The 26,645-nt window shown below is 68.3% G+C and carries 25 protein-coding genes and 2 tRNA genes; 11 read left to right on the forward strand and 16 right to left on the reverse strand.

Annotated features, from left to right (window positions below):
• Nucleotides 1-863 (reverse strand): PLP-dependent aminotransferase family protein (locus tag WFI52_RS11600; RefSeq protein WP_336627180.1); only part of this gene is annotated, 863 nt, incomplete at its 3' end.
• Nucleotides 864-924: 61 nt separating this feature from the next.
• On the opposite strand from WFI52_RS11600, the gene yczE reads away from it, so the two are divergent.
• A complete protein-coding gene (gene yczE, locus WFI52_RS11605) occupies nucleotides 925-1,542 on the forward strand; it encodes a membrane protein YczE (RefSeq protein WP_336627181.1) in 618 nt (205 codons plus the stop codon).
• A gap of 25 nt (nucleotides 1,543-1,567) precedes the next feature.
• Here yczE and WFI52_RS11610 read toward each other — a convergent pair whose 3' ends face one another.
• The 4 genes from WFI52_RS11610 to WFI52_RS11625 all read right to left on the reverse strand — a co-directional run bounded on the left by WFI52_RS11610 (nucleotide 1,568) and on the right by WFI52_RS11625 (nucleotide 4,612).
• A complete protein-coding gene (locus WFI52_RS11610) occupies nucleotides 1,568-1,777 on the reverse strand; it encodes a methyltransferase (RefSeq protein ID WP_336627182.1) in 210 nt (69 codons plus the stop codon).
• Nucleotides 1,778-2,129: 352 nt separating this feature from the next.
• Nucleotides 2,130-3,137, reverse strand: coding sequence for a MerR family transcriptional regulator (locus WFI52_RS11615; RefSeq protein ID WP_336627183.1), 1,008 nt, complete (start codon nucleotides 3,135-3,137; stop codon nucleotides 2,130-2,132).
• Nucleotides 3,138-3,812, reverse strand: a complete 675-nt coding sequence (locus WFI52_RS11620) for a HEAT repeat domain-containing protein (RefSeq protein ID WP_336627184.1) — start codon at nucleotides 3,810-3,812, stop codon at nucleotides 3,138-3,140.
• A 557-nt stretch (nucleotides 3,813-4,369) separates the two neighbouring features.
• Nucleotides 4,370-4,612 (reverse strand): hypothetical protein, encoded by a 243-nt coding sequence (locus tag WFI52_RS11625; RefSeq protein ID WP_336627185.1) that lies wholly within the window; start codon nucleotides 4,610-4,612, stop codon nucleotides 4,370-4,372.
• Nucleotides 4,613-4,917: 305 nt separating this feature from the next.
• On the opposite strand from WFI52_RS11625, the gene WFI52_RS14215 reads away from it, so the two are divergent.
• Nucleotides 4,918-5,004 (forward strand): hypothetical protein, encoded by an 87-nt coding sequence (locus WFI52_RS14215; RefSeq protein ID WP_442927764.1) that lies wholly within the window; start codon nucleotides 4,918-4,920, stop codon nucleotides 5,002-5,004.
• Between the two features lie 440 nt (nucleotides 5,005-5,444).
• Here WFI52_RS14215 and WFI52_RS11635 read toward each other — a convergent pair.
• Nucleotides 5,445-5,516 (reverse strand) — tRNA-Arg (locus WFI52_RS11635).
• A gap of 60 nt (nucleotides 5,517-5,576) precedes the next feature.
• On the opposite strand from WFI52_RS11635, the gene orn reads away from it, so the two are divergent.
• The 5 genes from orn to WFI52_RS11660 all read left to right on the forward strand — a co-directional run bounded on the left by orn (nucleotide 5,577) and on the right by WFI52_RS11660 (nucleotide 7,473).
• The gene (orn, locus tag WFI52_RS11640; RefSeq protein ID WP_336627187.1) at nucleotides 5,577-6,200 is read left to right on the forward strand and encodes an oligoribonuclease; all 624 of its coding nucleotides are present in this window, start codon (nucleotides 5,577-5,579) and stop codon (nucleotides 6,198-6,200) included.
• Nucleotides 6,201-6,234: 34 nt separating this feature from the next.
• Nucleotides 6,235-6,310, forward strand: a tRNA-His gene (locus WFI52_RS11645).
• A 25-nt stretch (nucleotides 6,311-6,335) separates the two neighbouring features.
• The gene (locus tag WFI52_RS11650; protein WP_336627188.1) at nucleotides 6,336-6,686 is read left to right on the forward strand and encodes a metallopeptidase family protein; all 351 of its coding nucleotides are present in this window, start codon (nucleotides 6,336-6,338) and stop codon (nucleotides 6,684-6,686) included.
• Nucleotides 6,686-6,985 carry an ATP-dependent Clp protease adapter ClpS gene (gene clpS / locus WFI52_RS11655; protein WP_336627189.1) on the forward strand — a complete coding sequence of 100 codons (300 nt, stop codon included), beginning with the start codon at nucleotides 6,686-6,688 and terminating at the stop codon, nucleotides 6,983-6,985. The genes WFI52_RS11650 and clpS overlap by 1 nt, the downstream gene beginning before the upstream one ends.
• A 2-nt stretch (nucleotides 6,986-6,987) precedes the next feature.
• Nucleotides 6,988-7,473: a DUF2017 family protein gene (locus tag WFI52_RS11660; RefSeq protein ID WP_336627190.1), complete on the forward strand. Its 486-nt coding sequence runs from the start codon at nucleotides 6,988-6,990 to the stop codon at nucleotides 7,471-7,473.
• Between the two features lie 11 nt (nucleotides 7,474-7,484).
• Here WFI52_RS11660 and WFI52_RS11665 read toward each other — a convergent pair whose 3' ends face one another.
• Genes WFI52_RS11665 through gatC form a run of 6 tightly spaced genes read right to left on the reverse strand, consistent with a single transcriptional unit; the run spans nucleotide 7,485 to nucleotide 13,046 of the window.
• Entirely contained in the window at nucleotides 7,485-8,060 is a 576-nt protein-coding gene (locus tag WFI52_RS11665) for a hypothetical protein (RefSeq protein ID WP_336627191.1), read from the reverse strand.
• Complete coding sequence (locus WFI52_RS11670; protein ID WP_336627192.1) at nucleotides 8,044-8,364, reverse strand: hypothetical protein; 321 nt, start codon at nucleotides 8,362-8,364, stop codon at nucleotides 8,044-8,046. Before WFI52_RS11670 ends, WFI52_RS11665 begins: the two co-directional genes overlap by 17 nt.
• Before the next feature lie 26 nt (nucleotides 8,365-8,390).
• On the reverse strand, nucleotides 8,391-9,671 hold the full coding sequence (locus WFI52_RS11675; protein ID WP_336627193.1) for a DNA polymerase IV: 1,281 nt from the start codon (nucleotides 9,669-9,671) through the stop codon (nucleotides 8,391-8,393).
• Nucleotides 9,672-9,724: 53 nt separating this feature from the next.
• The gene (gene gatB, locus WFI52_RS11680; RefSeq protein ID WP_336627194.1) at nucleotides 9,725-11,239 is read right to left on the reverse strand and encodes an Asp-tRNA(Asn)/Glu-tRNA(Gln) amidotransferase subunit GatB; all 1,515 of its coding nucleotides are present in this window, start codon (nucleotides 11,237-11,239) and stop codon (nucleotides 9,725-9,727) included.
• Nucleotides 11,239-12,750 (reverse strand): Asp-tRNA(Asn)/Glu-tRNA(Gln) amidotransferase subunit GatA, encoded by a 1,512-nt coding sequence (gene gatA / locus WFI52_RS11685; protein WP_336627195.1) that lies wholly within the window; start codon nucleotides 12,748-12,750, stop codon nucleotides 11,239-11,241. The genes gatB and gatA overlap by 1 nt, the downstream gene beginning before the upstream one ends.
• A complete protein-coding gene (gatC, locus tag WFI52_RS11690) occupies nucleotides 12,747-13,046 on the reverse strand; it encodes an Asp-tRNA(Asn)/Glu-tRNA(Gln) amidotransferase subunit GatC (protein WP_336627196.1) in 300 nt (99 codons plus the stop codon). The genes gatA and gatC overlap by 4 nt, the downstream gene beginning before the upstream one ends.
• Before the next feature lie 68 nt (nucleotides 13,047-13,114).
• Here gatC and WFI52_RS11695 point away from each other — a divergent pair, with 68 nt between their 5' ends.
• Nucleotides 13,115-14,818 (forward strand): long-chain-fatty-acid--CoA ligase, encoded by a 1,704-nt coding sequence (locus WFI52_RS11695; protein ID WP_336627197.1) that lies wholly within the window; start codon nucleotides 13,115-13,117, stop codon nucleotides 14,816-14,818.
• A gap of 6 nt (nucleotides 14,819-14,824) precedes the next feature.
• On the opposite strand, the gene ligA is transcribed toward WFI52_RS11695, so the two are convergent.
• The 4 genes from ligA to WFI52_RS11715 form a co-directional block, all read right to left on the reverse strand.
• Nucleotides 14,825-17,014 carry an NAD-dependent DNA ligase LigA gene (gene ligA / locus WFI52_RS11700; RefSeq protein ID WP_442927765.1) on the reverse strand — a complete coding sequence of 730 codons (2,190 nt, stop codon included), beginning with the start codon at nucleotides 17,012-17,014 and terminating at the stop codon, nucleotides 14,825-14,827.
• Between the two features lie 153 nt (nucleotides 17,015-17,167).
• Nucleotides 17,168-17,773 carry a hypothetical protein gene (locus tag WFI52_RS11705; protein ID WP_336627199.1) on the reverse strand — a complete coding sequence of 202 codons (606 nt, stop codon included), beginning with the start codon at nucleotides 17,771-17,773 and terminating at the stop codon, nucleotides 17,168-17,170.
• Between the two features lie 169 nt (nucleotides 17,774-17,942).
• Nucleotides 17,943-19,040, reverse strand: coding sequence for a tRNA 2-thiouridine(34) synthase MnmA (gene mnmA / locus WFI52_RS11710; protein ID WP_336627200.1), 1,098 nt, complete (start codon nucleotides 19,038-19,040; stop codon nucleotides 17,943-17,945).
• Nucleotides 19,041-19,049: 9 nt separating this feature from the next.
• On the reverse strand, nucleotides 19,050-20,222 hold the full coding sequence (locus WFI52_RS11715; RefSeq protein ID WP_336627201.1) for a cysteine desulfurase family protein: 1,173 nt from the start codon (nucleotides 20,220-20,222) through the stop codon (nucleotides 19,050-19,052).
• A gap of 87 nt (nucleotides 20,223-20,309) precedes the next feature.
• Here WFI52_RS11715 and glgX point away from each other — a divergent pair, with 87 nt between their 5' ends.
• From glgX to glgB, 3 genes are read left to right on the forward strand one after another with little or no spacing between them, the layout of a single operon-like run.
• Nucleotides 20,310-22,409, forward strand: coding sequence for a glycogen debranching protein GlgX (gene glgX, locus WFI52_RS11720; protein ID WP_336627202.1), 2,100 nt, complete (start codon nucleotides 20,310-20,312; stop codon nucleotides 22,407-22,409).
• A 9-nt stretch (nucleotides 22,410-22,418) separates the two neighbouring features.
• Nucleotides 22,419-24,509 carry a maltotransferase domain-containing protein gene (locus tag WFI52_RS11725; RefSeq protein WP_442927760.1) on the forward strand — a complete coding sequence of 697 codons (2,091 nt, stop codon included), beginning with the start codon at nucleotides 22,419-22,421 and terminating at the stop codon, nucleotides 24,507-24,509.
• Nucleotides 24,506-26,641 (forward strand): 1,4-alpha-glucan branching protein GlgB, encoded by a 2,136-nt coding sequence (gene glgB, locus WFI52_RS11730; RefSeq protein ID WP_336627203.1) that lies wholly within the window; start codon nucleotides 24,506-24,508, stop codon nucleotides 26,639-26,641. Before WFI52_RS11725 ends, glgB begins: the two co-directional genes overlap by 4 nt.
• The last annotated feature ends 4 nt before the right edge of the window (nucleotides 26,642-26,645 follow it).

A 26,645-nucleotide genomic window follows, 5' to 3' on the forward strand; every position in this document is an offset into this window, starting at 1 on the left:
ACACCCTGCACGAACACACAGAACCCGCCCGCCCCGAGCTCTACCTCACCGCCTGACCACCACCCACCCACAGGGAACAACGGAATGACACCACGCCACGGGACTTGACCCGTGCGGCCCGTCGGATTCTGGAACCGCGGCATGAGGTAGGCGATGCGCGGGCGTGTGCGGGCGAACGCCTGCCGCGCGCGATCGAGGTCCCACCCCGTCGACGTGGACACCGGCACGCCCACCAACCGGGCTCCGGCGCCGCGGAGGGCCTCCGCGGCGTGCGGATAGGTCGGAGTCTCGATGAGCGCTCGATCGCCTCGACGAAGAAGCGTCTGAGCCAGCAGATGGATGGCAGACTGCGCGCCGGTGGTGACGATCACCTCATCCGCGTCTGTGGGCAGGCCGGACGCAGAATAGCGAGCAGCGATAGCCTCGCGCAGGGCGAGCGATCCCCGCATCTCGTACCCCGCGCGCGCGACGAGGGACGCGGCATCCGTTGCGACCTCGCTCATGATCCCCGCCAACCCGGGCCACGCAGCCGGGCTCGCCTGCTGCAGGTCGATCGCTTCTGCGCTCACGAGCACCCGACCGGGTTCGCGCCCCCGCACGGCTAGGGTCACACTGCCCGAACCGCGCACGCTCGTGATGTGCGCGGTACTGCGGAGGCTGCCGTACGCAGCCGCCACGGTGCTGCGGCTCAGGCTCAGCGTGGCGGCCAGCTCGCGCTCGGCGGGCAGCGCAGTCCGCGCCGCGATCCGGCCATCGAGACACAGCAGCCGGATGCCGTCGGCGAGGGCTTCGTACGCAGGTTCACGCGTGCGCCACCCCCCGAGCGCAACGGCAAGGGCGCGAGCGCTGATTCGGGAGTCCACATGGCCACGATAGTGCAATTGGACTGGTGGTATCAGTCCAATCTGGCGTTACGGTGCGTATATGGCGCTTCGCATCACGCAACTTCTCGTCGGCCTCGTGCTCTACGGCGCCGGCTGCGCGATCATGGTGCGCGCCGGAATCGGCCTCGACCCTTGGACGGTGTTCGCGCAGGGACTCTCACGCCAGACCGGCATCGGGATCGGCTGGATCACGAACATCGTCGGGTTCCTCGTCCTGCTGCTGTGGATCCCGCTCCGCCAGCGTCCGGGGATCGGCACCGTCGCGAATATCCTCCTCGTGGGAACGAGCATGCAGGCGACACTCGCGGTACTGCCCGCCGCGAACGGATTCATCGTGCAGGTGCTCGTCTTCCTCGGCGGGATGCTGCTCCTCGCCCTGGCGTCCGGGTTGTACATCGGTGCGCGATTCGGTCCCGGTCCGCGCGACGGCCTGATGACCGGGCTGAACGCGCGTTTCGGGTGGCCGGTGTGGCTGGCGCGGTTGTGCGTCGAGGCATCCGTGCTGGCGGCAGGGTGGCTGCTCGGCGGCACGGTCGGTCTCGGAACGATCCTCTTCGCCGCGGGCATCGGCCCTCTGGTGCACCGCACCCTGCCCCTGTTCGATCGACGGCGGCGGTCGACCCATGCCCCCGCTCATGCGGAAGCATCCGCGACCTGATCACCGCCGCGGCGACCGACGCGCGTCAGTGCTCCTGGAAGCGAGGCCAGTCCGAACCGAGAGGCAGGTGAGCGTGCAGTGCGCTCTTGGCGATCTCCATGGTCGGATATGTGCCCAGGCTCGCGTCGGCTCCAGCGATCGTCGCGATGTAGCCGTCGCCCTCGTGTCGGACCGTGCCGACGACATTGCCTTCGGCGCCGTAAGCGACCCACAGGGTGGACGAAGTGGTGCTCATGATGACTCCTCTCCCGTCGCGCCCGACGCTACGCCTGTGCGCGCGCCGGCGGAAGACCCGAACGGCGAAGAGGTGATGCGGTGCAGCTCATCGGACTTGAACCGAACGAACGCTCCTACACTCTCATTCGCGATGAGCCCATTATCGCCCCAGAAGTTACAGGTCTCGATGCTCCACGGGCGGCATTCCACCCCGGGCTGGATCGTTCCTGCCAGCGGGGGCAGCGGGGGCGTCAACTCTGAGTTGGTTCGGGGCCTTTCTGCCGCATCTGCAAGACGCGTGGCAGCTCAAACGTCTGTGCTGTCGTTCGAGGAGGTCGGGTCGTGCGCGGAGCACGTTGAGTGCCCGACGGCTACGCTCGGTTGTTCTTGGTCTGCGTGTCGAGGATGAATCTGGCGGTGAGCGCTGTGGCGCGGTCTTCATCATCGAGCAGCGACGTGAGCGTGTCTCTTGTCGCGTCCGGCGGGAGATCGTTCAGTGCGCCGACCAAGCGCCGGCGGGCGTCGGGTTTTGCGGTCTTCAGCGCCGTTGCCAGTGCCGCCATGACGTGATCGACTTGCTCGTCGCGGAGGGCGAGTTCTGTGAGCGCGTCAGCGGCTTCGACATCGTCCTGACCGGTGCTGATGAGTCCGATCAGCGCGGCGACGGCGCCTTTCTTGCCGTGTTGTGCGCGGGTGATGATCGCTCGGTTTCGGATACGAAGATCCTCATGTTTCGTCAGTCCCATGATGACTCGCACCGCGGTAGGGGTGTCGAGTTTCACCAGGGCATCGAATGCGCGACGCCTCCGCTCGCTGTCCGGGGAGTCCAAGGCCTGGGTAAGAACGGGGATCGCTGCGTCCCCACTTCGGGCGATAGCCCATTGCAGGGCACCGGCAGCGTCTTCAGTGTTCTCGCGCAGCATGGCCTCGACGAGTACGGGAACATCACGCTGGTCGGGTTCGGCAGCTTTCAAGGCCAGTTGCTGTCGGCGTGAAGGGCTTGGCGATTCCAACCCTCGGATGAGTCCGATGGTGCGCAGGACATCAGCCCACGTTTTCGGGGCGGTGGCCTGCACGTCTTCCAGTCGCTGCACCAGTTCCTGCCCCTGCGTGATCTGCTCTCGCATGCGTTCGATGACGTTCTCGACCATCACTGCGGGATCGAACGCACGATCATCGATCACGTCCGCGATCTGAGCAAGACTCAACCCCAGAGAGCGCAACCCTTCGACGTGGAACAGCCGACGCATATCGCTCTCGGAGTACTCCCGGTATCCACCCGTTGTTCGCTCCGACGGGGACACCAAACCGATCCGGTCATAGTGACGCAGCATCCGGGCACTGATACCCGAACGCTGCGCCACCTCACCGATCAGCAACTACTGCTCCTTCACCGTTGGTGCCCCACGAAGAGCGACAACCCGCTTCGCTTCCGCGATCGCCGCATCGAACCCCTCATCAGGGTCAGCCATGATCGCCAACGTTGCCACAGCGTGCGCACTCACCGCCTGGTCTTGGCTGCTCGCCGCGTCTTCGACGACCGTCTCAGCAGCGGCTCCAAGGACGGCGAACGCGCGACTGAGGCTACGTTGCGTCTCGCGATCTCCCCGCCCGAGCTCGCTGACCAGTTCCTCGGCCAGCTCAGCCTCGTGACCGGCAGGGACGAGCCCGGCGGCGGTACGCCATGCTGCACGAGCCACCTCGACGTTCTCGTCGTGGAGGAGATCCACGGTGATTGCAGCCCCCGTTGCAGGGTCACCGATCTTCGAGAGCGTATGCAACGCCTGGCTGCGCGCTTGAGCCGATGCGGAACGAAGCTGAGGCAACACGGCCGCCACCGTCAACGCAGGATCATGCCTGGTCAACGCCCACGTCAGCATGTCCCGGACGAAGAAGTCCGGCTCCACCTCGCAACGCTCCACAAGCACCTCGATGTAGGACTCATCCGGCCGAGTACCGGCCGTCAAAGCAGCCTGCAAACGCGCCGACGCGCTGGTGACCGACAAGGCATCCCTCAGCCGGGTTCCTGGTGTGTCCGTTCTCATTTCGACCATCTCAATACCTCCTCAACCTACTTCACACCTTGTCACCGTGACAAGGTCAAACGTTCGGAGCGCCGAAAGATTCCTTCGCCTGTGCCTTGACCTTCACACAGTGACAAGGCGTTGAGTCGAGAAAGAGGTGGATTCTGCCACCGACGGGATGGCTGACACGCACCTCAACACGAGGAGGCGTGAAAGCCATGACCAAAACCACCCCACAACCAGAACCACCCGATCTACGAACGCGACAGTTCCGCACCAGCGAAGGACTGCGCTGCCTGCTGTGCCAGCTCCACGAACACGGCGACCAAGCTTGGGCACACGACCCTGTCGCGGCGGACCTCATGCAGTTCGTCTGCGACAAGTACGCCGCCCTCGCCCGTAGGCACGAACTCGACCCGTGGGAGGCAGTCTCTGCCGCGTTCGACGTGATGCGGGCGAAATCGACGCGGGAGGCGCGCGATCCCTGGGGCGTCATCACTCACGCGGTACGGATCACCTGCATCTACGAAGAACGCGCTCAAGGCCTCCTCTGCTCGGTGCATCAGGCACGCCGTGCGAACGTCTCGTCATTCCGTGACCCGGATCGGTTCAGCACCCGCGTGCATCCGATCGTGGATGACCATCCGCTGTTGAAGACGATCGACGATCAATACAACCGTGTCGAGGAGAGCGCAGACACCTCGACGCCGGTGCTTATTGCCGTCGCGCGAGCCATCGAACTGCTCGTCCTGCTCGAATGGGCTGCCGATGTCGCCCAGAGCGGCGTTGAGCAGATCTGTGATGCCCTGATGCGCACCGGTACCCGGCACGCGGCGTACGATGCGCTCCGCAAGGACAAGCAGGTCCGCGTGCTGCTCGACATCCCGGTCACGTCGTGGATGGTGCTGCTGAAGGCGATGCTCGGTGAACCCGAACCGATGTACGCCGCCACGAACGCAGGCCGCGGGGTCTTGATGCGGCTGCTCATCGGGGAAACCGTCGGGCTGCTGCTGGCTGAGGATGATCTCATCGAGTGCAACGGCTCCTGGACTCTCGGAAGCTCACCTCCGAGCGCCGCCGCATCCACGACCACCACCTCAAAGGGTCACTGTTCTGCGGATCCTGCGGATCACGGATGCAACTTGACTTCCCGACCAACAGCCAGGGCATCCGATACGCGTACTTCGTCTGCGCAGGACGCCGCCCTGGCCGCGCAGGTTGAGGCGGCGTTCGACGAACGGCTCGCCTCGAAGTCGTCCGAGATCGCGGAACTCATGGCCAACCGCAAGCGCCTCCAGGACGAGAGCGAGAAGCTGCTCGCAGCGTACTTCGCCGACGCCATCGACCTGGATACCCTCAAACGGCACCAGGACCGCATCCGCGCAGGACTCGCCGACATTGACCGCCGCCTCACCCGCGAGCGCGAGGGTAGCGAGGGCACCCGGCGTCACCTCACCGCCGCGCTGCGCCTCCTGATCGACTGCGCCACCATGTACGCACGAACCGACGACCAAGGCAAGCGCCTCGCGAACCAGGCACTCACGAGAGGCATCGACCTCGGAGAAGACGGCGAGGCAACGATCCGCCTCACCCAACAGCTCGCCGCAATCACCGCACCGAAGACATCCTCCGATGTCTCAGGTTCTAGTACGTCTGAAAAAGTGCCCCCGGCAGGATTCGAACCTGCGACCCACGGATTAGAAGGCCGTCGCTCTTCCACTGAGCTACGGAGGCGCCCTCCCAGCGTAGCGGGCGCCACGGGTCACGTCGGGACCGCTCGTTAGGATGAGTGCCATGGTGAATGCCGCGGAGAACGACCGCCTCGTCTGGATCGACTGCGAGATGACCGGGCTCGACCTCGAGGTCGACGAGCTCGTCGAGATCGCGATCGTGATCACGGATTTCGAGCTCAACGTTCTCGATCCGGGCTTCCAGATCGTGATCAAGCCGGATGACTCCGCACTCGCGCACATGAACGACTTCGTGACGAAGATGCACGAGAGCTCGGGCCTGCTCGACGAGATCCCCGGCGGGGTGAGCCTCGCCGAGGCCGAGTTCGAGGCGCTCGAGTACATTCAACGCTTCGTCCCCGAAGGCAAGGCGCCCCTCGCCGGCAACACGATCGGCACCGACCGCATGTTCCTCGCCCGCTTCATGCCGCGCGTCGACCGCTGGCTCCACTACCGCAACGTCGACGTCTCGAGCATCAAAGAGCTTTCCCGACGCTGGTACCCGCGTGCCTACTTCAACGCCCCCGCGAAGGACGGCGGGCACCGCGCGCTCGCGGACATCCGCGAGTCGATCCGTGAGCTCGCCTACTATCGCGAAGCGGTCTTCGTCCCGGCGCCGGGACCTTCCAGCGACGCGGCACGCACCGCCGCAGCCAGCGCCGTGTCAACGTACGCCCCGAGCGTGTAATACAATCGACTGGTTGCCTGGAAACAGGCACATGGTGGCTATAGCTCAGTTGGTAGAGCACCGCGTTGTGGTCGCGGGGGTCGCGGGTTCAAGCCCCGTTAGCCACCCCAAGTCCTCCCCCGATGGGAGATCCCGATGTTCGAGATGGACGCCGACGCCTTCGATGAGCTCGTCACCGAGGAGCTCGATCTCTTGCCGGACGAGATGATCGACGGCCTCGACAACGTCATCTTCGTCGTCGAGGACCGTCCGGAGGACGGTTCCCTCGACCTTCTGGGGCTCTACGACGGCCTGGCACTGACCGAACGCGACCGCTACGGCGTCGGTGAGTTGCCGGACCGCATCATCGTCTATCGTGAACCGCACTTGCACACGTGCGACGACGAGAGCCAACTGCGCGACGAGGTGCACACCACGCTCGTCCACGAGATCGCCCACTTCTACGGGATCGACGACGCACGACTGCACGAACTCGGGTGGGCGTGATGGATGCCGTGGAATCCGTGCTTCCCCTCGAAGACGCAGCCGTGGGTGAGGTGGCGGCGACGTCCGGGCCCTGGCAGACCGTGGTCTGGAACGATCCCGTGAATCTCATGAGCTACGTGAGTCACGTGTTCCGCACCTACTTCGGTTTCTCGCGCGAGCGCGCAGAGCGGTTGATGCTCGCCGTCCACCACGACGGCCACGCCGTTGTGGCCGAGGGGGCGCGCGAACAGATGGAGCTGCATGTGCAGGCCATGCACGATTACGGTTTGTGGGCCACCGTCCGCGAGGGCGGAGGGTGAGCATGCTCACGATGGAGCTCTCTGTACTCGAGGGCGCGCACCTGGCGGATCTCGTTTCGCAGTTCCTGGACGTCCTGGGGGACGCCGCCGACACGGGAGTCAGGGACGACCCCGCAGTTGCGCGCCTGGTACCCGACGCCTACCGCGGCGACGCCGAGGCCGCGGCGGAGTTCCGCCGCTACACCGAGGCCGATCTGCTCCAGCGGCGCCGCACCGACGCCGACCTCGTCTCCGCCTCTCTCGCGCGCGCGGGCGTCGCCGTCGACGTCGCGATGCTCACCGATGCGGAGAACACCGAGATGCGGCCGTTGCGACTCGATGACGACGAGGTGTCGGCGTGGCTCCGCACGCTGACGGCCCTCCGGCTGGTGCTGGCGACCCGCCTCGGCATCGTGGACGACGCCACCGACCTTCACCATCCGCGCTTCGGCGTCTACAACTGGCTGGGCTTCCGCCTTGACGGACTTGTCGAGGCGATCGGAAGCTGACGGATCGGCACTCAGGGAACGTCGACGACGATCGTCGCGTGTGCCGTGGGGTCGTCATCGGCGAGGTGCCGCGCCTCCTGCGCCGCCCAGCGCTGCCAGTGGGGACGGTAGGTCTCGCCATCGCGGGCGAGCGCCCGCGCCTGTCGCGCATCGTGCGGGGACTCCAGCCACACCCGGATCTGCGCACGCGCTGCGGATGCCGCGGTGATCGCGCCGCACCCTTCGACGATCAGGGGGAGGTCGGGCCGTGCCGTCATCGGCGCACCCGGCGCGTCCGCCGCCCAGTCCCACCGTTGCCACTGCGCTACGCGGCCCTTGGCAAGTGGGTCGAGGATGGCACTCGTGAGTGTCTCCGCGCCCGCGGCAAGTCCGTCCCACCCGGGGTAGATGTCGTCGAGAGCGACGAGCTGGACCTCCCCCCGCCAACGGTCGTGCAGCAGCGAGGCGAGTGTCGACTTCCCAGCGCCGGACCGTCCATCGATCAGGACGATCGGAGGGGACGCGGAGCCGAGTCGGCCCGCGGCATCCAGCACGGCCACCGCGGCGCGCTCGAGTGCCGCGTCGAAACCGTCAGCGCTTGAGGGCACGGATGACGCGACTCAGCGCGCGACCGGCCACCCACACGAACGGGATTCCGACCGCCAGAAGCGACACCAGGTTCGGCTCGAAACGCACTCCGTCGCCCGCGCGGATGTATGCACCGACGGGAATCGCCACGCCACCGCCTCCTCCGCCGCTGCCGCCGGTGGGGTCTTCGCCCGCGCCGAACCCCGACCATGTCAGCGCGACGGGAACGAGCCGCACGCCGTCGATATCCTGCTGCTCTCCGTACACGCTCGTGACGCCGAGCGATGCGGTCTGCTTGCCGAGTTCGAGTGCGAGATTGGGCATGGCTCCACCGTAGCCGCTGCGCCGAGCTACCGCGACGGTGCGCCGTCGTTCGGAAGCCGCGGAAGGCGCGGGTTCGTCGGAAGCGCACCCGTGTCGCGGCGCGGCCCGAGCACGCTCGCGCGGGTGACCGCACCACCGCCGAATCGCTCGCGGGCGTCGTCCAGTGCGGCATCGACCCGCCGCCACTCCGCGTCGTCGTCCCACAGCGCGAGCGCCCCGGCCCCACTCGGCTTCAGGCGCTCGGCACGCACACCGATGAGGCGCACCGGCTGCGCGAGGTCGAGATCGTCGAAGAGCGCGATCGCCGTCTCGCCGATGCGCTGACCGACATCCGTGGGCTCTGCGAGGGTCGTCGACCGTGACAGCGTCGTGAAGTCGGCGTAGCGGAGCTTCATGGCGATGCCCGCGGCCTCCCAGCCGCCGGAGCGCAGACGCGCGGCGACGCGGTCGGCGAGGCGACGCAGTTCGCTGCGGAGCGCACCGCGGTCCGAGATGTCCTGAAGGAACGTCTCTTCATGCCCGACGCTCTTCTCGGTCCGTTCCGTCTCGACGTCGCGGGGGTCGATCCCCTGCGCGAGCTGCCAGATGCGGGCGCCGCCCGCGCGTCCGAGCGCACGCTCGATCACCGGGCGGGGGGCCGTGAGGATGTCGGCGACGAGGCGGATGCCGCGGCTTTCGAGGGCCTCGGCGGCCTTCGGACCGATCCCCCAGAGCGCGCGGACGGGGAGCGCGGCGAGAAATGCGCGCGTCTCGGCTTCGTTCACGATCAGCAGTCCGTCCGGTTTCGACAGCGTCGAGGCGATCTTCGCGACGTGCTTGGTCGCGGCGACGCCGACGCTGCAGATGAGGCCCGTCTCCGCGTGGACACGCTCACGCAGGACCCTCGCGATCCGGCCGGGCGAACCCCACAGGCGCCGTGCGCCGGACACGTCGAGGAAGGCCTCGTCGATCGACAGGGGCTCGACGAGAGGGGTGATGTCGTGGAACATGCCCATGACCTGACGCGAGAGCGCGCTGTACCGTTCGAAATGGGGCGGCACCACGATCGCGTGCGGGCACAGGCGAAGCGCCTGGGCGACGTTCATCGCCGACCGCACCCCGTAGCGGCGTGCTTCGTACGTCGCGCTGGACACGACGCCGCGCCCCTCCATCCCGCCGACGATCACCGCTTTTCCCGCGAGCGTCGGGTCGTCGAGCACCTCCACCGACGCGTAGAACGCGTCCATGTCGACGTGAAGGATCCTCGTGCCGGTGTCGTCGGCGTCGGCCGGCGACACCCGCCGTCCACTGCCGTCACCCCGCCCCATGCGTCCATCCTCCCCCACACCACCGACACGGACGCGAGGGAGGAACGGGAGGACTACTGCGCCGCACGCTCCAGCACGAGCTCCCGCACGCGTGCGGCATCCGCCTGACCGCGCATCGCCTTCATGACCGCACCGATGACGGCGCCCGCCGCCTGCACCTTGCCGTCGCGGATCTTCGCGAGCACATCGGGCTGTGCGGCCAACGCCTCGTCGATCGCGGCGATGAGCGCGCCATCGTCGGAGACGACCGCGAGCCCGCGGGCATCGACGACCTCCTGCGGAGTGCCCTCCCCCGCGATGACACCCTCGAGCACTTGGCGTGCCAGCTTGTCGGTGAGCGTGCCGGCGTCGACGAGCTTCTGCAGGTCGGCGACGGATGCCGGCGACACGAGCGAGGCCGCTTCGACGCCCTCGGCGTTCGCGAGGCGCGTGATCTCACCCGTCCACCACTTGCGGGCGGCGGCAGGTGCGGCCCCCGCCGCGACGGTCGCCTCGACTTCGTTCAGCAGCCCCCCATTGACGACGTCCTGGAACTCCAGGTCCGTGAAGCCCCATTCGGCCTTGAGTCGCCGACGCCGGGCCGCGGGAGGCTCGGGGAGCGCGGCCCGCAGACTTTCGACGAGCTCGGCCGACGGAGCGACCGGCAGCAGGTCGGGTTCGGGGAAGTAGCGGTAGTCATCGGCATCCGACTTCGGTCGCCCGGGTGATGTGGTCCCGGTGTCCTCGTGCCAGTGCCGCGTCTCCTGCGTGATCGATCCGCCCGCTGCGAGGATCGCCGCCTGCCGCTGGATCTCGTAGCGGACCGCGCGCTCGACCGATCGCATGGAGTTGACGTTCTTGGTCTCCGTACGCGTGCCGAGCTTCTCCTGCCCACGGGGGCGCAATGACACGTTCGCATCGCAGCGCAGGTTCCCCCGCTCCATGCGCGCCTCGGAGATCCCAAGGCCGATCACGATGTCGCGGATCGCCCGCACGTAGGCGGCGGCGAGCTCGGGCGCGCGGTGCTCCGCGCCGAAGATGGGCTTCGTGACGATTTCGACGAGCGGGACGCCGGCGCGGTTGTAGTCGACCAACGAGTACTCGGCGCCCTGGATCCGGCCGGTCGCCCCGCCCATGTGAGTGAGCTTTCCGGCATCCTCCTCCATGTGCGCGCGCTCGATCGGGATGTCGAACGTCGTGCCGTCGGCGAGTTCGACCTCGACCTGGCCTTCGAACGCGATCGGCTCGTCGTATTGACTGATCTGGTAGTTCTTACCGAGATCGGGGTAGAAGTAGTTCTTGCGCGCGAACCGGCTCGACGGCGCGATCGAGCAGCCGAGCGCGAGGCCGAGAGAGATCGAATAGCGCACGGCCTGCTCGTTGACGACCGGCAGGGAGCCGGGCAGTCCCATGTCGACCGGGGCGACGAGCGTGTTCGGCGCCGCGCCGTGGTTGCGCTCGTGCGCGGGGTTGGCGGCCGCCGAGAACATCTTCGTCTCTGTGTTGAGCTCGACATGCACTTCGAAGCCGAGCACGGGCTCGAAGCGCTCGAGCGCCTCGTCGAAGTCCATGAGTGCGACCTTCGCCATCAGAGGTTCCCTCCCAGTCGGGGCGCGCGGTCCAGCAGCGGACCACCCCATGAATCCACCAGCAGCGCTTCGAGCGCCGCCCCCACTCGGTACAGGCGCGCATCCTCGCGCGCGGGCGCGATGAACTGGATGCCGACCGGCAGGCCGTCCTCCTCCGCGAGACCCGAGGGGATCGAGATGCCGGGAACGCCCGCGAGGTTCACCGGGATCGTCGTGACGTCGTTGAGATACATCTGCAGCGGGTCGTCGATCTTCTCCCCCAACCGGAACGCTGTCGTCGGCGCGGAGGGCGTGGCGATGACATCGACACCGGCGAACGCCGCGTCGAAATCGCGCTGGATCAGCGTGCGCACCTTCTGCGCGCTCCCGTAGTAGGCGTCGTAGTAGCCCGCGGAGAGCGCGTACGTGCCGAGGATGATGCGACGCTTCACCTCGTCGCCGAAGCCGATCTCGCGCGAGCGCGCCATGACGTCCTCGACGGTGCCGCCGGGGACATCCACACGCAGCCCGAAGCGGACCGAGTCGAACTTCGCCAGGTTGCTCGACGCCTCGGCAGGGAGGATGAGGTAGTACGCGGCGACGCCGTACTCGAAGTGCGGAGCGCTGACCTCGACGATCTCGGCGCCGTGGGCCTCCAGAAGAGCCAGCGAGGCGCGGAACGAGGCGGAGACGCCCGCCTGGAATCCGGAGTCGGGCAACTCCCGGATGATGCCGATCTTGAGCCCCTTGAGCACATCGCCGGTCGCGCCCTCGCGCGCGGCAGCGGCGAACGACGGCCAGGCGTCCTCGAGCGACGTCGCGTCACTCGGGTCATATCCGCCGATGACGTCGTGCAGGAGTGCGGAATCGAGGACCGTCCGCGAGACGGGACCGACCTGGTCGAGCGACGATGCCAGCGCGATCGCGCCGAAGCGGCTGACGCCCCCGTAGGTCGGCTTCATGCCGACGGTGCCCGTCACGTGCGCGGGCTGCCGGATCGAACCGCCCGTGTCGGAGCCGAGCGCGATCGGGGCCTCGAAGGCCGCAACGGCCGCGGCCGAGCCACCACCGGAGCCGCCAGGGATACGATCCAGGTCCCACGGGTTGCGCGTCGGCCCGTACGCGGAGTGCTCAGTGGAGGAGCCCATCGCGAATTCGTCCATGTTGGTCTTGCCGAGGGGCACGAGGCCCGCCGCGCGCGAGCGCGCGACGACCGTCGCGTCGTACGGAGAGAGGAAACCCTCGAGGATCTTCGATCCACTCGTGGACGGCATGTCGGTCGTGACGAGCACATCCTTGATCGCGAGGGGCACACCGGCGAGTGCGTCGAGCTGCTCCCCCGCGGCGCGGCGGCGGTCGATCTCCGCGGCGACTTCGAGTGCGTGGTCACTCACGTGCAGGAAGGCGTGGACGTCGCCATCCACGGCGGCGATGCGGTCGAGGTGCGCCTGCGTCGCCTCGACGGACGAGACCTCGCCAGCGCTCAGCTTCGCGGAGAGCTCCGCGGCAGTCAGTCGGATGATGTCGCTCACTGCTCCTCCCCGAGGATCGCCGTGACCTTGAAACGGTCGTCCGTGGCATCCGGAGCATTCTGGAGCACCTGCTCGACGCTCAGCATGCCGCCCACGACGTCAGGTCGGAAGACGTTCTCGAGCGGGATCGGGTGGCTCGTCGCGGGCACGTCGGGAGTCGCGACCTCCGACACCTTCGCGATGTTGTCGACGATCGCGGAGAGCTGGCCGGTCAGGCGCTCCACTTCGCGGTCATCCAGCTGAATGCGGGCCAGCACGCCGAGATGGCGCACGAGATCGGGGGTGATTTCAGACACCACGACAGTCTAGTTGGGCGCTCAGCGCCCTCTCATGCCCTCGTGCGCCCACGGCTAGGCTGGCACGCGTGAGCACGTACGACCCTCCGCGCCCCTGGATCCGCAGCTACGCCGAGGGGGTCCCCGCCGATCTCCCCGCGGTTACGGGCTCGCTCCTCGACATCGTCGCGTCGTCCGCGCGCGACTACCCCGATGCGCCCGCGCTGCAGTTCTTCGGCCGCGAAATGACCTATCGGGAGCTGATGGATGCCGTCGAACACGCAGCGGCGGCGTTGAAGGCGCTCGGAGTCGGAAAGGGCGACACCGTCGCGATCGTTCTGCCCAACTGTCCGCAGCACATCGTCGCGTTCTACGCGATCCTGCGGCTCGGCGCGATCGCCGTCGAGCACAATCCGCTCTACACCCCGCGGGAACTGCGCAAGCAGTTCGAGGATCACGGCGCCAAGACGGCGATCGTGTGGAGCAAGGTCGTCCACACCGTGCAGGAGTTCCCCGCAGACCTGGCCGTGGAGAACCTCGTCAGCGTCGACGTGACCCGTGCCATGCCGCTCTCCCTGCGCCTCGCGCTGCGCCTGCCGATCGCGAAGGCGCGCGAATCGCGCGACGCGCTCACGACGCGCACGAGCGGAGCCACCCCGTGGGAGAAGCTCCTCGCGGTGCCGAAGCTGTCGGCATCCTTCCCCGGCCCCGCGACCGACGACGTCGCCATCATCCAGTACACGAGTGGTACGACGGGCACGCCCAAAGGCGCCGTGCTGACACACCGGAATCTCCTGGCCAACGCCCGGCAGGCACAGGCGTGGGTGCCGTCGATCCGCCGCGGCGAGGGCTGCGTGGTGTATGCCGTGCTGCCGATGTTCCACGCGTACGGCCTCACCCTGTGCCTCACCTTCGCGATGTCGATGGGGGCACGTCTCGTGCTCTTTCCCCGGTTCGAACCGGCGATGGTCCTCGAGGTCACCAAGAAGCATCCGGCGACGTTCCTGCCGCTCGTCCCGCCGATCGCGGACCGCCTTCTGAAGGCGGCGCAGGCGGAGGGTGTGTCGCTCGCCGGCACGGAGATCGCGATCTCGGGGGCGATGGCGCTGCCGCACGAGCTGGTCGTCCCGTTCGAAGCGGCAACCGGCGGCTACCTCGTCGAGGGCTACGGCCTGTCCGAGTGCTCCCCCGTGCTCATGGCGAATCCGGTCGCCCCGAACCGCAAGCCCGGCACGGTGGGCCTGCCGCTTCCGGGTACGGAGTGCCGCGTCGTCGACCCGGACGATCCGACACGCGACGTGCCCGAAGGCGAACGCGGCGAACTCGTCGTGCGCGGACCGCAGGTCTTCCAGGGGTACTACGGCAAGCCCGAGGCGACTGAGGAGGTGCTCGTCGACGGCTGGTTCCGCACCGGTGACATCGTGCAGATCGACCAGGAGGGGTTCGTGCGCATCGTCGACCGCATCAAGGAACTCATCATCACCGGCGGATTCAACGTGGCCCCCACCGAGGTCGAGAGCGCTCTTCGCCAGTACCCCCATGTCGTGGACGCCGCTGTCGTGGGCCTTCCGAGCGAGCACTCCGGAGAAGAGGTCGTCGCCGCTGGCGTGCTCGACGGGACGAGGGACGTCGACGTCGAGGCGATTCGCGAGTTCGCGCGCGGCATCCTGACGCCCTACAAGGTGCCGCGCCGGATCTTCGTCGTGGACGAGCTCCCGACGTCGCTCATCGGCAAGGTTCTGCGTCGCCAAGTGCGCGAGTCGCTCCTCGCGCTCACCCAGCCCGACCGCTGAGAGCGGTCAGCCCGCGTCCGGGTCGAGCGCGTCGAGCGCGGCGGGGCCTTGTTCGACGAGGATGCGGAACTGCGCGGCGTCGATGATACGGATGCCGAGGTCCTCGGCTTTCGAGAGCTTCGAACCCGCTCCCGGACCGGCGGCGACGAAATCGGTCTTCTTCGAGACGCTCGACGCGGCCTTGCCGCCCGCCGCAAGTATCGCCTCCTGTGCCCCTTCGCGTGTGTAGCCCTCGAGCGATCCGGTCGCCACGACGGTCAGCCCCTCGAGCACTCCCCCGGCAGCGACGGCCGCTCCCGGTCCGGGGTGCCCCGGAATCTCGAGCCGAGCGCCGGCGGCGGACCAGCGTGCGACGATGTCGCGATGCCACTCGATCTCGAACCACTCGAGGACAGAGTCGGCGATGATGCCGCCGACGCCCTCGACCGCCGCGAGCTCGTCACGGCTCGCGGCGCGAATCGCCGCGACGGAACCGAACCACTGCGCGAGCGCGCGGGCGGCGACCGGCCCCACATGCCGGACGTTCAGCGCCACCAAGAAGCGCCAGAGATCCTTCGTCTTCGCCTTCTCGAGCTCCGCCAGCAGCGTCAACGCCTGTGCCGACGGCTGCGGCCCCGTCATGCCGTCTTTCTTCTCGGCGGGTGACGGGTTGCGCCGGAACGGAGCACGACGCACCGGCATCCCGGTCTTCTCGTCGATCTTCTCCTCGCCGGTCTCCGCGTCGCGGACGATGACCTCGATCGGCACGAGTTCTTCGAGCGTGAGGTCGAACAGCCCGGCCTCGGTCTCGAGCGGCGGCTCAGTCGGCACGGTCGGTTGCGTCAGCGCGGCCGCCGTCACCTCGCCGAGTGCCTCGATGTCGAGAGCGCCCCGCGAGCCGATGTGCTCGACGCGCCCCCGAACCTGCGCCGGACACGAACGGGTGTTCGGGCAGCGCAGATCGATGTCGCCTTCCTTCGACGGCGCGAGCGGCGTCCCGCAGGACGGGCAGTGCGCGGGCATGACGAAGGCTCGCTCCGTCCCGTCGCGCAGCTCGACGACGGGGCCCAGCACCTCGGGGATCACATCCCCGGCCTTGCGGAGCACGACCGTATCGCCGATCAGGACTCCTTTCGCCTTCACAACGTCCTGATTGTGGAGGGTCGCCTGCCGGACGACGGAACCGGCGACGAGCGCAGGTTCCATCACGGCGAAGGGCGTCACCCTCCCCGTCCGACCCACCGAGACGACGATGTCGAGCAGCTTCGTGTTCACCTGCTCCGGAGGGTACTTGTAGGCGATCGCCCAGCGCGGGGCGCGGCTCGTGGCGCCGAGTTCGTCGTGCAGAGCCAATTCGTCGACCTTCACGACGACCCCGTCGATCTCGTGCTCGACGTCGTGACGATGCTCGCCGTAGTGCGCAACGTAATCGAGCACTCCGTCGGCGCCGTCCACGGTCTCCGACGTCCGGAAGTAGGGACTCGTGGGGAGACCCCACGCCGCAAGCAATTCGTAGACCTCGCTCTGCGAGTCCACGGGCGGATCCGGCCACGCGCCGATGCCGTGAACGAGCAGTCGCAGCGAATCGAGCCGGGCCTGCCCCGCCTGGAGTTCGAGTCCGCCCTTCTTGTCGAGCTGCTGTCGAAGACCTCCACTGGCCGCGTTGCGCGGATTGGCGAACGCCGGGAACCTCCGGGCGGCGCTGCGCTCCGCCCGCTCCTCGTCGACGCCGCGGGCGCGCATGTCGTCGACGACTCGTTCGCGCATCCGAGCCTGGAGACGATTGAGGTCATCGAATGCCGCAACCGGAATATATACCTCGCCGCGCACTTCGACGACGTCGGGATGCCCGTCGCCGAGCAGTCGGGTGGGGATACCCGCCACCCGCACCGCGTTCACCGTGACATCCTCGCCCACCCGTCCGTCGCCGCGCGTCGCGGCGGAGACGAGCACGCCGCGCTCGTACCGCAGACTGATCGCGAGTCCGTCGATCTTGAGTTCGAGCAGCCACCGCACCGGACGGCCCGCCGAGCCCTGCGTCTTGACACACCAGTCTCGCAGCTCGTCGGGAGAGAACACGTTATCGAGGCTCAGCATGCGTTCGGCGTGCTCGACGGGGGCGAACATCGTCGACTCGGCCGCGCCGACGCTCAGTGTCGGCGAGTCCTGCCCCTGCAGCTCGGGATACAGGGCCTCGAGGTGCTCGAGCCGCCGCATCCACCCGTCGTAGGTCGCGTCGTCGACGATCTCGGCATCGCGGCCGTAGTACGCGTCGCGGGCTCCGACGATCTTGTCCGTGAGGCGCTCGGCCTCGTCGTGCGCCTGCGCGAGTGTCAGCTCGGATTCCGGTGTCGGTGCCACCGCCTCAGTCTACGAACCGCCTCCGACATCCGGGGCCTCGCGGGCACCCGGCAGCGATCCGATGATGCGGGTGACGACGTCATCGTGCCACGGACTGATGAGCGCGCCGATATCGACGACGGCGACCGGCGCCCCGTCGCGCGAAGCCACAGCCGGGATCGGAACGAGGTAGGTGGCGACGCGAAGGCCGTCCCTGGTCGTCTGGAACATCACCCCGACGTCGCGCCCCGCGATCACCACGACCTCGGCGCGCTCGACCGGCTCACCCGCGTCCCGTGCCCGAACCACCGCGTCGTTCAGCACGTCCTCGACCGTCCCGCTGCCGGTCCGTCCGCGCACGTGGAACTCGGTGAGCATGTCGCCTCCCCGCGGCATGAGCGCGACCGCGCACCCGCGTGTGCCGGCCACGAGCATCCACGGAGTGCCGATATCGGGCTGTGTGAACGAGAAGCACGGTGTCGACACCACGCCGTCGTCGTAGCCGACCTGTTCGTCGCCGTTCACCGCGGCCAAACGGCTCGCACGCTCCGCGATCGCGGACGACGACTGATCACCCGCGCCGACGAGACTCACTCCGGCCAGAGCGCCGACGACGATCACCGCGCCGCCGGCCACGGCCCACCACCCTCGGCGCGCTCGGCCGCGCCCGCCTCTCGTCTCCATCCCGCACCTCCGCGTCGTTCCCGTCACGGTAGGTGCGAGAGAGGACTGACGCCGGTGCGCGTCGGCGATCTGTGGAGACATCGCGAGATCCACGGGATGGGGAGAAGGCGATGGGGTGACTTCAGGCGGGCAGCGGAACCGCGGAGACCGTCCGGTCGATCGTGAACTGTCCGATGACGCGCGTGCCGTCGTAGAGGACGGCTGTCTGGCCGGGTGCGACGCCCTCGAACGGCACAGAGGGCACCACCGTGACCCCATCCGCATCGATCTCGGCGCGCGCGGGCACGGGCTCGGCGTGAGCGCGGATCTGCACGTGGCAGTCGAACGACGAGGATGCCGGGGTCCGCCCCGCCCATGTGAATCGCTCTCCCGCGATCCGGGCGGTTGCGAGCGCCTCTTTGGGACCGACGACGACCGTGTTCGAGACGGGACGCACCTCGAGCACGAAGCGCGGCTTGCCGTCGGGCGCGGGAATGCCGAGAGACAGCCCGCGACGCTGGCCGACCGTATAGGCGTGCGCCCCGTCATGACGGCCGACAACAGCTCCCGACCGGTCGACGATCTCGCCCGACTGCGCGCCGACCTTCTCTGCGAGCCAGCCACGGGTGTCGCCATCGGGGATGAAGCAGATGTCGTGGCTGTCGGGTTTCTGAGCAACGGTGAGCCCGCGCGCCGCGGCCTCGGCCCGAACGACAGCCTTCGAAGGGGTCGATCCCAGCGGGAAGTAGGTGTGTGCGAGCTGGTCGGCGGTGAGCACGCCGAGTACGTAGGACTGATCCTTGGCCTCGTCGCTCGCGCGGTGCAGTTCGCGCCCGTCCGGAGTCTCGACGAGCGTCGCGTAGTGTCCCGTGCACACGGCGTCGAAACCGAGTTCCAGAGCCCGCTCGAGGAGCGCGGCGAACTTGATCTTCTCGTTGCACCGCATGCAGGGATTGGGCGTGCGTCCGGCCTGGTACTCGGACACGAAGTCGGCGATGACGTCCTCGCGGAATCGCTCGGAGAAGTCCCAGACGTAGAACGGGATGCCGAGGAGGTCGGCCGCGCGACGGGCATCCATCGCGTCTTCGATCGTGCAGCAGCCGCGGCTGCCGGTGCGAAGCGTGCCCCCCGCGCGCGAGAGCGCGAGGTGCACACCGACGACGTCGTGGCCCGCCTCGACGGCCCGCGCAGCCGCGACGGCCGAGTCGACACCACCGCTCATGGCCGCAAGGATCCGCATGCGTCCAGTCTACGAGCGCCCGGCTGAGCGCGCCCCGGAAGCCCGCGCGTAGGCATCCGGCAGAGCGGCGAGCGCCGCATCGACGTCCGCCTCGGTGGAGGTGCGCCCGAGCGTCAAGCGCAGCACCGATCGCGCGGCACGCTCGTCGCGTCCGAGCGCGAGGACAACGTGCGATGGCTCTGCGACCCCCGCCTGACAGGCCGATCCGGTCGATACCGAGATGCCGGCCTGGTCGAGGAGGAAAAGCATCGACTCCCCCACCGCGCCAGGAAAGAGGACGTGCACGTTGCCCGGCACACGGCCGATCGGGTCGCCGAGCAGTTCGGCGCCCGGCATGCGCTGCAGGATGCCGACCGTCAGCCGTTCCGCGAGCTCGGTCAGCCGCGCCGCCTCTGCCTCCAGTTCCGCCGTCGCCTCGTCGAGCGCAGCCGCAAGTGCGGCCGCGCCGGCGACATCCGGACTGCCAGAGCGCAGCCCGCGCTGTTGGCCACCGCCGTGCAGGACGGGGGCGAGGCGCGCGTACCGCGACACGACGAGGAACCCCGTCCCGACCGGTGCCCCGAACTTGTGACCGGAGGCGCTCAGCGCCACGAGCCCCGCCGCACCCGCCGCTTCGCCGCGCCACGCGCGGAACGAGACCGGAAGGTGCCCGACGGCGCCGACGGCGTCGAGGTGCAGCGGCACGTCCGCTTCGGATGCCGCCGCGGCGATTTCCGCGGCATCCTGAACCGTGCCCACTTCGTTGTTCACGACGAGGGCCGTCGCGAGGGCCGCGCGCGGCAGAGCGGCCATGAATGCGGCGCCGTCGATGCGCCCGAGACCGTCGACTGGCACGGCGCGGACGACCGCCCCCTGGGTCTGGAGCCACGCAGCGGTGTCGAGCGTCGCGTGGTGTTCGCCGTCGGGGAGGACGAGGGCGTCGCGACCGTCCGCTCGGGCCTGCCACAGGCCCTGCAACGCGAGGTTCACCGACTCGGTGCCGCCGCTCGTGAAGACCACCTCGATGCTCTCGCATCCGATGAGCTGGGCGACGAGGTCGCGCGCATCCTCCAGGAGACGCCGCGCCTCCTGGCCTGCGCCGTGCACCGACGACGCGTTCGCGGTCGACGCCGACGCCTCGAGCCATGCGACACGCGCGCTCTCGCGCAGGGGTGTCGAGGCGGCGTGATCCAGGTAGATCATGGTCCCTCCGCGGTGTCTGCGGGATGTCCCCGGCCGGCGCGGTGCGGGATGCGGTCCGGGCCCCGCGGCCTTACTACTGTAGTTCGCATGGCCAGCCCGAAGCCCCCGCGCCCTGCGCTGCTCTCCTCCGCGCTCGACGATCTCGGCGTGACGCTGGGCCCCGGCGGCGGCACGCTGCGCGTGTGGTCGGAGGCGGCATCGGCTGTCGAGCTCGTCCTCGTGGATGCGACCGATCTCGACTGGATCACCGGCACCCTCCCCCTGACTCCGGTCGGTGGCGATGTGTGGGAGGTGACGACACCCGAGCTCCGTCCCGGCGCGCACTACGCTCTCCGGGTCGACGGACCGGCGGCCCCCCGCAACACGTTCAACAAAGAGACGCTGCTCCTCGACCCGTACGCGCGCGGCCTCGCCCCCGTGCGCCTCGGGGAGTGGCGCTCGGTCGTCGTCGACGACTCCTACGACTGGCAGGGCGTCGGCCGCCCCGGCACGCCGATGGACCGCACGGTCATCTACGAAGCCCACCTCAAAGGCCTCACGAAGCGGCACCCCGGAGTACCGCCCGCCCTCCACGGCACCTACGCAGGTCTCGCCCATCCCGCCGCGATCGATCATCTGCTCTCGCTCGGGGTTACGGCGGTCGAGCTGCTACCGATCCAGGCGTTCGAGACGGAGCCGCGCCTGCTTCAGCACGGCCTCACGAACTACTGGGGTTACAACACCCTCAACTTCTTCACGCCGCACGGCGCGTATGCGACTGCCGAGGCTCTCGCGGCGGGCCCCGACGCGGTGCTCCGCGAAGTCAAGGACATGGTGCGGGCTCTGCACGCCGCGGGCATCGAGGTGCTGCTCGACGTCGTCTACAACCACACCTCCGAACTCGAGCTCGGCGGCCCCCGATCCAGCCTGCGCGGAATCGACAATGCGGGCTACTACCGCCAGCATGACGACGGTGCATACATCGACGTGACGGGATGCGGCAACTCCGTCAACACCTCGACGGATGCCGCGGCGCGCCTGGTCCTGGATTCCCTGCGCTACTGGGCGGACGACGTGCAGATCGACGGCTTCCGATTCGATCTCGCGCCTACGCTCGGTCGTGACGCCCACCACGAGTTCCGACCAGATCATCCGCTGCTCCGGCAGATCATCGACGATCCGCTGCTGCGCGAGCGGAAGATGATCGCGGAGCCGTGGGACGTCGGGATGGGCGGATGGCAGACGGGCAACTTCGGAGCGGGTTGGAGCGAGTGGAACGATCGCTACCGCGACCGGGTGCGGAACTTCTGGTTGAGTGACGTCGATTACGCACGGCGCGCGTCGACTCCACCCGCGGGAGTCGGCGGCTTCGCGACGCGCCTCGCCGGTTCGTCGAACACATTCGACGAGGCCCGCGGCCCTCTCGCGGGCGTCAACTTCGTCACGGCGCACGACGGATTCACGCTCCGGGATCTCGTCTCTTACGACGTCAAGCACAACATGGGAAACGGCGAACAGAACCGCGACGGCGCCGACACCAACCGCTCGTTCAACCACGGCGCCGAGGGCTCGACGCAGAACCCCGCAATCCTCGCGACCAGGCGTAAGGCGATGCGCAATCTCCTCGGTACCCTGCTGCTCTCAGCCGGCGTCCCGATGATCACCGCGGGCGACGAGATGGGACGCACGCAGCGCGGCAACAACAACGCCTACTGCCACGATTCCCCGCTCACGTGGGTGAACTGGGACCTCGCGCCGTGGCAGGAGGATCTCCTCGCGCATGCGCGCCGACTGATCCGGCTCCGCCACGAGAACCCGGCGCTGCGTCCGCGGCGCTTCGCGCACGCCGTGCACACGGTTCCGAACGCATCGGTGATCGACTGGTACGACGAGAACGGCGAGACGATGTCGCACGAGCGCTGGAGCGACCCGGCGCACCGCACGCTGCAGTACGACGCTCAGTCGACGCCCGATGCTGAGGGACCCAACCGGATCCTCCTCGTGATCCACGGCAACGAGCGTCCGACGTCCGTCACCCTGCCGACGGTTCCGGGGGCTGATCGCTTCACGTCCCTGTGGTCGAGCGCGCCCGACCGCCCCGACCTCGACGAGCGGGTCTTCCGCCCCGGCGATGCGATCGAGATGCCGGGGACGTCCCTGCACCTGTTCCGCGTGGACTCCTGTTCATCGACGGCACCGGGGCGGTAGGTTCGAGACGTGGCCACCACGACTCGACCCGACCCGTCCGCCGGGGTGCTGCGCAGCACCTCGCCGATCCCGCTGCGACCCGCGGTCCCTTCCTCGACGCCGGTCCCGGCGACGCGGCTCGGCCGCATTCCACTCTCGCGTCCGCGGCCATCGACGCCCGATCCGAGGTTCCGCCCGTCCGCGTTCTCCGGCGAGGCGGTGCCCTTCCAGATCACGGCTTTTCGCGAGGGCCACGACCGCATCGGCGTCCACGTGCGTCTCGTATCGCCTTCCGGCGCCGAGTCGCTGCATCGCCTCGAGCCCCTGCATGACGGGTTCGACCGCTGGCGCACGCTCATCGCGCCGCGCGAGGTAGGCGTGTGGACGTTCCGCTTCGAGGCCTTCGCAGACGAGTCCGCGACGTGGCAGCACGCCGCCGACCTCAAGATCGCGGCGGGAGTGGACGCCGCGCTCATGCGCGAGATGGGCGCGCTCCTGTTCGACCGCGCTGCTCGCGAGAAGGACCGTGGAGCTGCCCAGGCACGCACCCTGAAGCACGCCGCCGGCGTGCTGCGGGACGCCGCCGTTAGCGATGAGGAGGCGCTCCGGATCGTGCGCGACGACGAGATCGCGGCATTCTTCCGCGAGCGTCCGCTCGCCGCGTTGCACACCTCCGGCCCTGATCTGGAGCTCCTCGTCGAGCGCGAGCGCGCCGGTGTCGGCGCCTGGTACGAGTTCTTCCCTCGGTCCGAGGGCGCCAAGCGGCAGAAGGACGGCAGCGTCAAGAGCGGCACGTTCCGCACGGCTGCGCGACGCCTCCCCGGCGTTGCCGGCATGGGCTTCGATGTCGTGTACCTGCCGCCCATCCATCCCATCGGGCGGATCAACCGCAAGGGGCGCAACAACACGCTCGAGGCCCTCCCGGGCGACCCGGGATCCCCCTACGCCATCGGCGCCGCCGAGGGGGGCCATGATGCGATCCTCCCCGAACTGGGAACACCTGCCGACTTCCGGTGGTTCGTGCGCCAGGCACAGGCGCAGGGTCTCGAGGTCGCCCTCGATCTCGCCTTGCAGGCGGCGCCCGATCACCCCTGGGTGACGGAGCACCCCGAATGGTTCACGGTGCTCCCCGACGGCACGATCGCCTACGCCGAGAACCCGCCGAAGAAGTATCAGGACATCTATCCCCTCAACTTCGATACCGACCCCGCCGGCATCTACGCCGAGATGCTGCGCGTCGTGCGTCATTGGGTAGCACAAGGCGTGAAGATCTTCCGCGTCGACAATCCGCATACGAAGCCCCTACAGTTCTGGGAGTGGCTCATCGCGACGGTGAACGCCGACGACCCCGACGTGATCTTCCTCTCCGAGGCCTTCACGCGCCCCGCGATCATGCAAAGCCTCGCGATGGCCGGCTTCCAGCAGAGCTATTCGTACTTCACCTGGCGGAACACGAAGGCGGAGCTCGAGGAGTTCCTTCAGTCGATCTCCGACGAGACCGCAGACTTCATGCGTCCGAACCTGTTCGTCAACACGCACGACATCCTCACCGAGTACCTGCAGTACGGCGGGCGCCCCGCCTACAAGATCCGCGCCGCGATCGCAGCGACGGCCGGAGCGACCTACGGCGTCTATGCCGGCTACGAGCTGTACGAGAACGTCGCGCGACCGGGATCCGAAGAGAACATCGACAACGAGAAGTACGAGTTCAAGTTCCGCGACTGGGATCAGGCCGAAGCCGACGGCGACTCCCTCGCGCCGTTCCTGCGGCGGCTCAACGAGATTCGCCGGGCCCACCCGGCGCTCCGACAGCTCCGGGGGCTCACGATCCACTGGAGCGACGACGACGCGATCCTCGTCTACAGCAAGCACATCGATGGCGCGCTCACCGACACGGGCGTCTCGGACACGATCATCGTCGTGGTCAATGTCGATCCCCGGTCGGTGCGCCAGACGACCATCCACCTCGATTCGACCGTGTGGGGTGTGCCGCGCGGCGAGGAGTTCGAGGTCGAGGACCTCATCACCGGAGCCGTCTGGACTTGGAACCAGGATGCCTTCGTACGCCTCGATGCGTTCGCCGAGCCCGTCCACATCCTGCACGTGAAGGAGCGCTCATGAGCACCGTCCCCGAGAGCACCCTCGACGCCGTCGCCGACGGTTCCTACTACGCGCCGCACGACGTCCTCGGCGTGCATGAGAGCACCGACGGGTGGGTCGTGCGCGCTCGGCGGCCGATGGCATCCAGCGTCACCGCCGTCACACCGCATGGCGATCGGATTCCGCTCGCGCACGTCCGCTCCGGGATCTGGGAAGGCAGCGCTCCGACACGTCCGGAGGCCTACGAACTCGTCGCGACGTATGACGGTGCGCCCGACTTCCGCGCAGATGATCCGTACCGCCATCTCCCCACGCTCGGGGACGTCGATCAGCACCTCATCCGTGAGGGGCGTCACGAGGAGCTCTGGAACGTGCTCGGTGCAGACGTGCACCACTTCGCGGGGGTCGACGGGGTCTCCTTCGCCGTCTGGGCCCCCAATGCGCGCGCCGTGCGCGTCGTGGGTTCCTTCAACGATTGGGACGGGCGTTCGCACGCCATGCGCAGCCTCGGGTCATCGGGGATCTGGGAGCTGTTCGTCCCAGGGCTCTCGGCCGGTACGACCTACAAGTACGAGATCCTCACTGCGCACGACGGCTGGATCATGAAGGCCGACCCCATGGCCCAGGCGGCCGAACTGCCGCCGGCCACGGCATCCGTCGTCACCGAGTCCTCCTACACCTGGGGGGACGAGGCGTGGATGGCCGCACGCGCGGCCCACACGCCGCTCGATCAGCCGATGTCGACCTACGAGCTGCACTTCGGCTCGTGGCGGCCCGGGCTCGGCTACCGAGATGCCGCAGAGCCCCTGATCGACTACCTCACGCAGGTCGGGTACACCCATGTGGAGTTCCTGCCTCTGGCCGAGCACCCGTTCGGCGGCTCGTGGGGGTATCAGGTCTCGGGCTACTATGCGCCGACGAGCCGATTCGGCAGCCCCGACGATCTGCGCTACCTCATCGACCGGCTCCACCGGGCGGGCTTCGGCGTCATCATGGACTGGGTGCCGGGTCATTTCCCGAAGGATGCCTTCGCGCTGGCCCGATTCGACGGCGCCGCACTCTACGAGCACCCGGACCCCCGGCGCGGCGAGCACAAGGACTGGGGCACCCTGATCTTCGACTACGGCCGCAACGAGGTGCGGAATTTCCTCGTCGCCAACGCGCTGTACTGGTTCGAGGAGTTCCACGTCGACGGGCTGCGCGTGGATGCCGTTGCCTCCATGCTCTACCTCGACTACTCCCGCGAGGAGGGCGAGTGGGAGCCGAACATCTACGGCGGACGGGAGAATCTCGAGGCCATCCGCTTCCTCCAGGAGGTCAACGCCACCGCCTACAAGCGCTACCCCGGCATCGCGATGATCGCCGAAGAGTCGACCAGCTTCCCCGGCGTCACCGCCCCCACGAGCGCGGGCGGGCTGGGTTTCGGCTTCAAATGGAACATGGGGTGGATGAACGACTCGCTCGAGTACTTCAAGCGTGACCCGATGTACCGCTCGCACCATGAAGGCGAGCTGTCGTTCTCGTTCGTTTACGCGTTCAGCGAGAACTTCATCCTCCCGATCAGCCACGACGAGGTGGTCCACGGCAAGGGCACGCTTTTCACGCGTATGCCCGGCGACCACTGGCAGAAGCTCGCGAACATGCGCGCCTTCCTCGCCTTCATGTGGGGGCACCCCGGCAAGCAGCTGCTGTTCATGGGCCAGGATTTCGGTCAGATGTCGGAGTGGTCCGAAAGCCGCGAGATCGATTGGTGGATTCTCGACCAGCCGCCGCACCGGCAGCTGCAGGACTTCGTCGGCGCCCTCAACCGCGTCTACCGCGACCAGTCGCCGTTGTGGTCACGCGACAGCGACGGCACCGCATTCCGTCGACTCGGTGAGCCGCACTGGAACCCGAACGTGATCGCGTTCTCCCGCGTCGATCACCACGGCAACACCGTCGCGGTGATCTGCAACTTCTCGGGCGCTCCCATCTCGGACTTCACGCTCGATCTGCCGGAATCCGGCGCGTGGGAGGAACTGCTCAACTCCGACGCCCTCGCCTACGGCGGCTCCGGGGTGGGCAACCTGGGCACCGTCCACGCCGATGACAAAGGACGCGCCACGATGGTGCTGCCGCCGCTCGGCGTGCTGTGGCTCGGACACCGCGCGTAGCGGC

This window comes from Microbacterium sp. MMO-20, from assembly GCF_037147735.1.
Classification (GTDB): Bacteria; Actinomycetota; Actinomycetes; order Actinomycetales; family Microbacteriaceae; genus Microbacterium.

Excerpts from the sequence above, each read along its gene's own strand:
- yczE (WP_336627181.1), top strand. The coding sequence starts at position 925 with ATGGCGCTTCGCATCACGCAACTTCTCGTCGGCCTCGTGCTCTACGGC.
- WFI52_RS11610 (WP_336627182.1), bottom strand. The coding sequence starts at position 1,777 with ATGAGCACCACTTCGTCCACCCTGTGGGTCGCTTACGGCGCCGAAGGC.
- WFI52_RS11620 (WP_336627184.1), bottom strand. The coding sequence starts at position 3,812 with ATGGTCGAAATGAGAACGGACACACCAGGAACCCGGCTGAGGGATGCC.
- WFI52_RS14215 (WP_442927764.1), top strand. The coding sequence starts at position 4,918 with ATGCAACTTGACTTCCCGACCAACAGCCAGGGCATCCGATACGCGTAC.
- orn (WP_336627187.1), top strand. The coding sequence starts at position 5,577 with ATGGTGAATGCCGCGGAGAACGACCGCCTCGTCTGGATCGACTGCGAG.
- WFI52_RS11650 (WP_336627188.1), top strand. The coding sequence starts at position 6,336 with ATGTTCGAGATGGACGCCGACGCCTTCGATGAGCTCGTCACCGAGGAG.
- clpS (WP_336627189.1), top strand. The coding sequence starts at position 6,686 with ATGGATGCCGTGGAATCCGTGCTTCCCCTCGAAGACGCAGCCGTGGGT.
- WFI52_RS11660 (WP_336627190.1), top strand. The coding sequence starts at position 6,988 with ATGCTCACGATGGAGCTCTCTGTACTCGAGGGCGCGCACCTGGCGGAT.
- WFI52_RS11670 (WP_336627192.1), bottom strand. The coding sequence starts at position 8,364 with ATGCCCAATCTCGCACTCGAACTCGGCAAGCAGACCGCATCGCTCGGC.
- WFI52_RS11675 (WP_336627193.1), bottom strand. The coding sequence starts at position 9,671 with ATGGGGCGGGGTGACGGCAGTGGACGGCGGGTGTCGCCGGCCGACGCC.
- gatB (WP_336627194.1), bottom strand. The coding sequence starts at position 11,239 with ATGGCGAAGGTCGCACTCATGGACTTCGACGAGGCGCTCGAGCGCTTC.
- ligA (WP_442927765.1), bottom strand. The coding sequence starts at position 17,014 with ATGCGGCGGCTCGAGCACCTCGAGGCCCTGTATCCCGAGCTGCAGGGG.
- mnmA (WP_336627200.1), bottom strand. The coding sequence starts at position 19,040 with ATGCGGATCCTTGCGGCCATGAGCGGTGGTGTCGACTCGGCCGTCGCG.
- WFI52_RS11715 (WP_336627201.1), bottom strand. The coding sequence starts at position 20,222 with ATGATCTACCTGGATCACGCCGCCTCGACACCCCTGCGCGAGAGCGCG.
- glgX (WP_336627202.1), top strand. The coding sequence starts at position 20,310 with ATGGCCAGCCCGAAGCCCCCGCGCCCTGCGCTGCTCTCCTCCGCGCTC.
- glgB (WP_336627203.1), top strand. The coding sequence starts at position 24,506 with ATGAGCACCGTCCCCGAGAGCACCCTCGACGCCGTCGCCGACGGTTCC.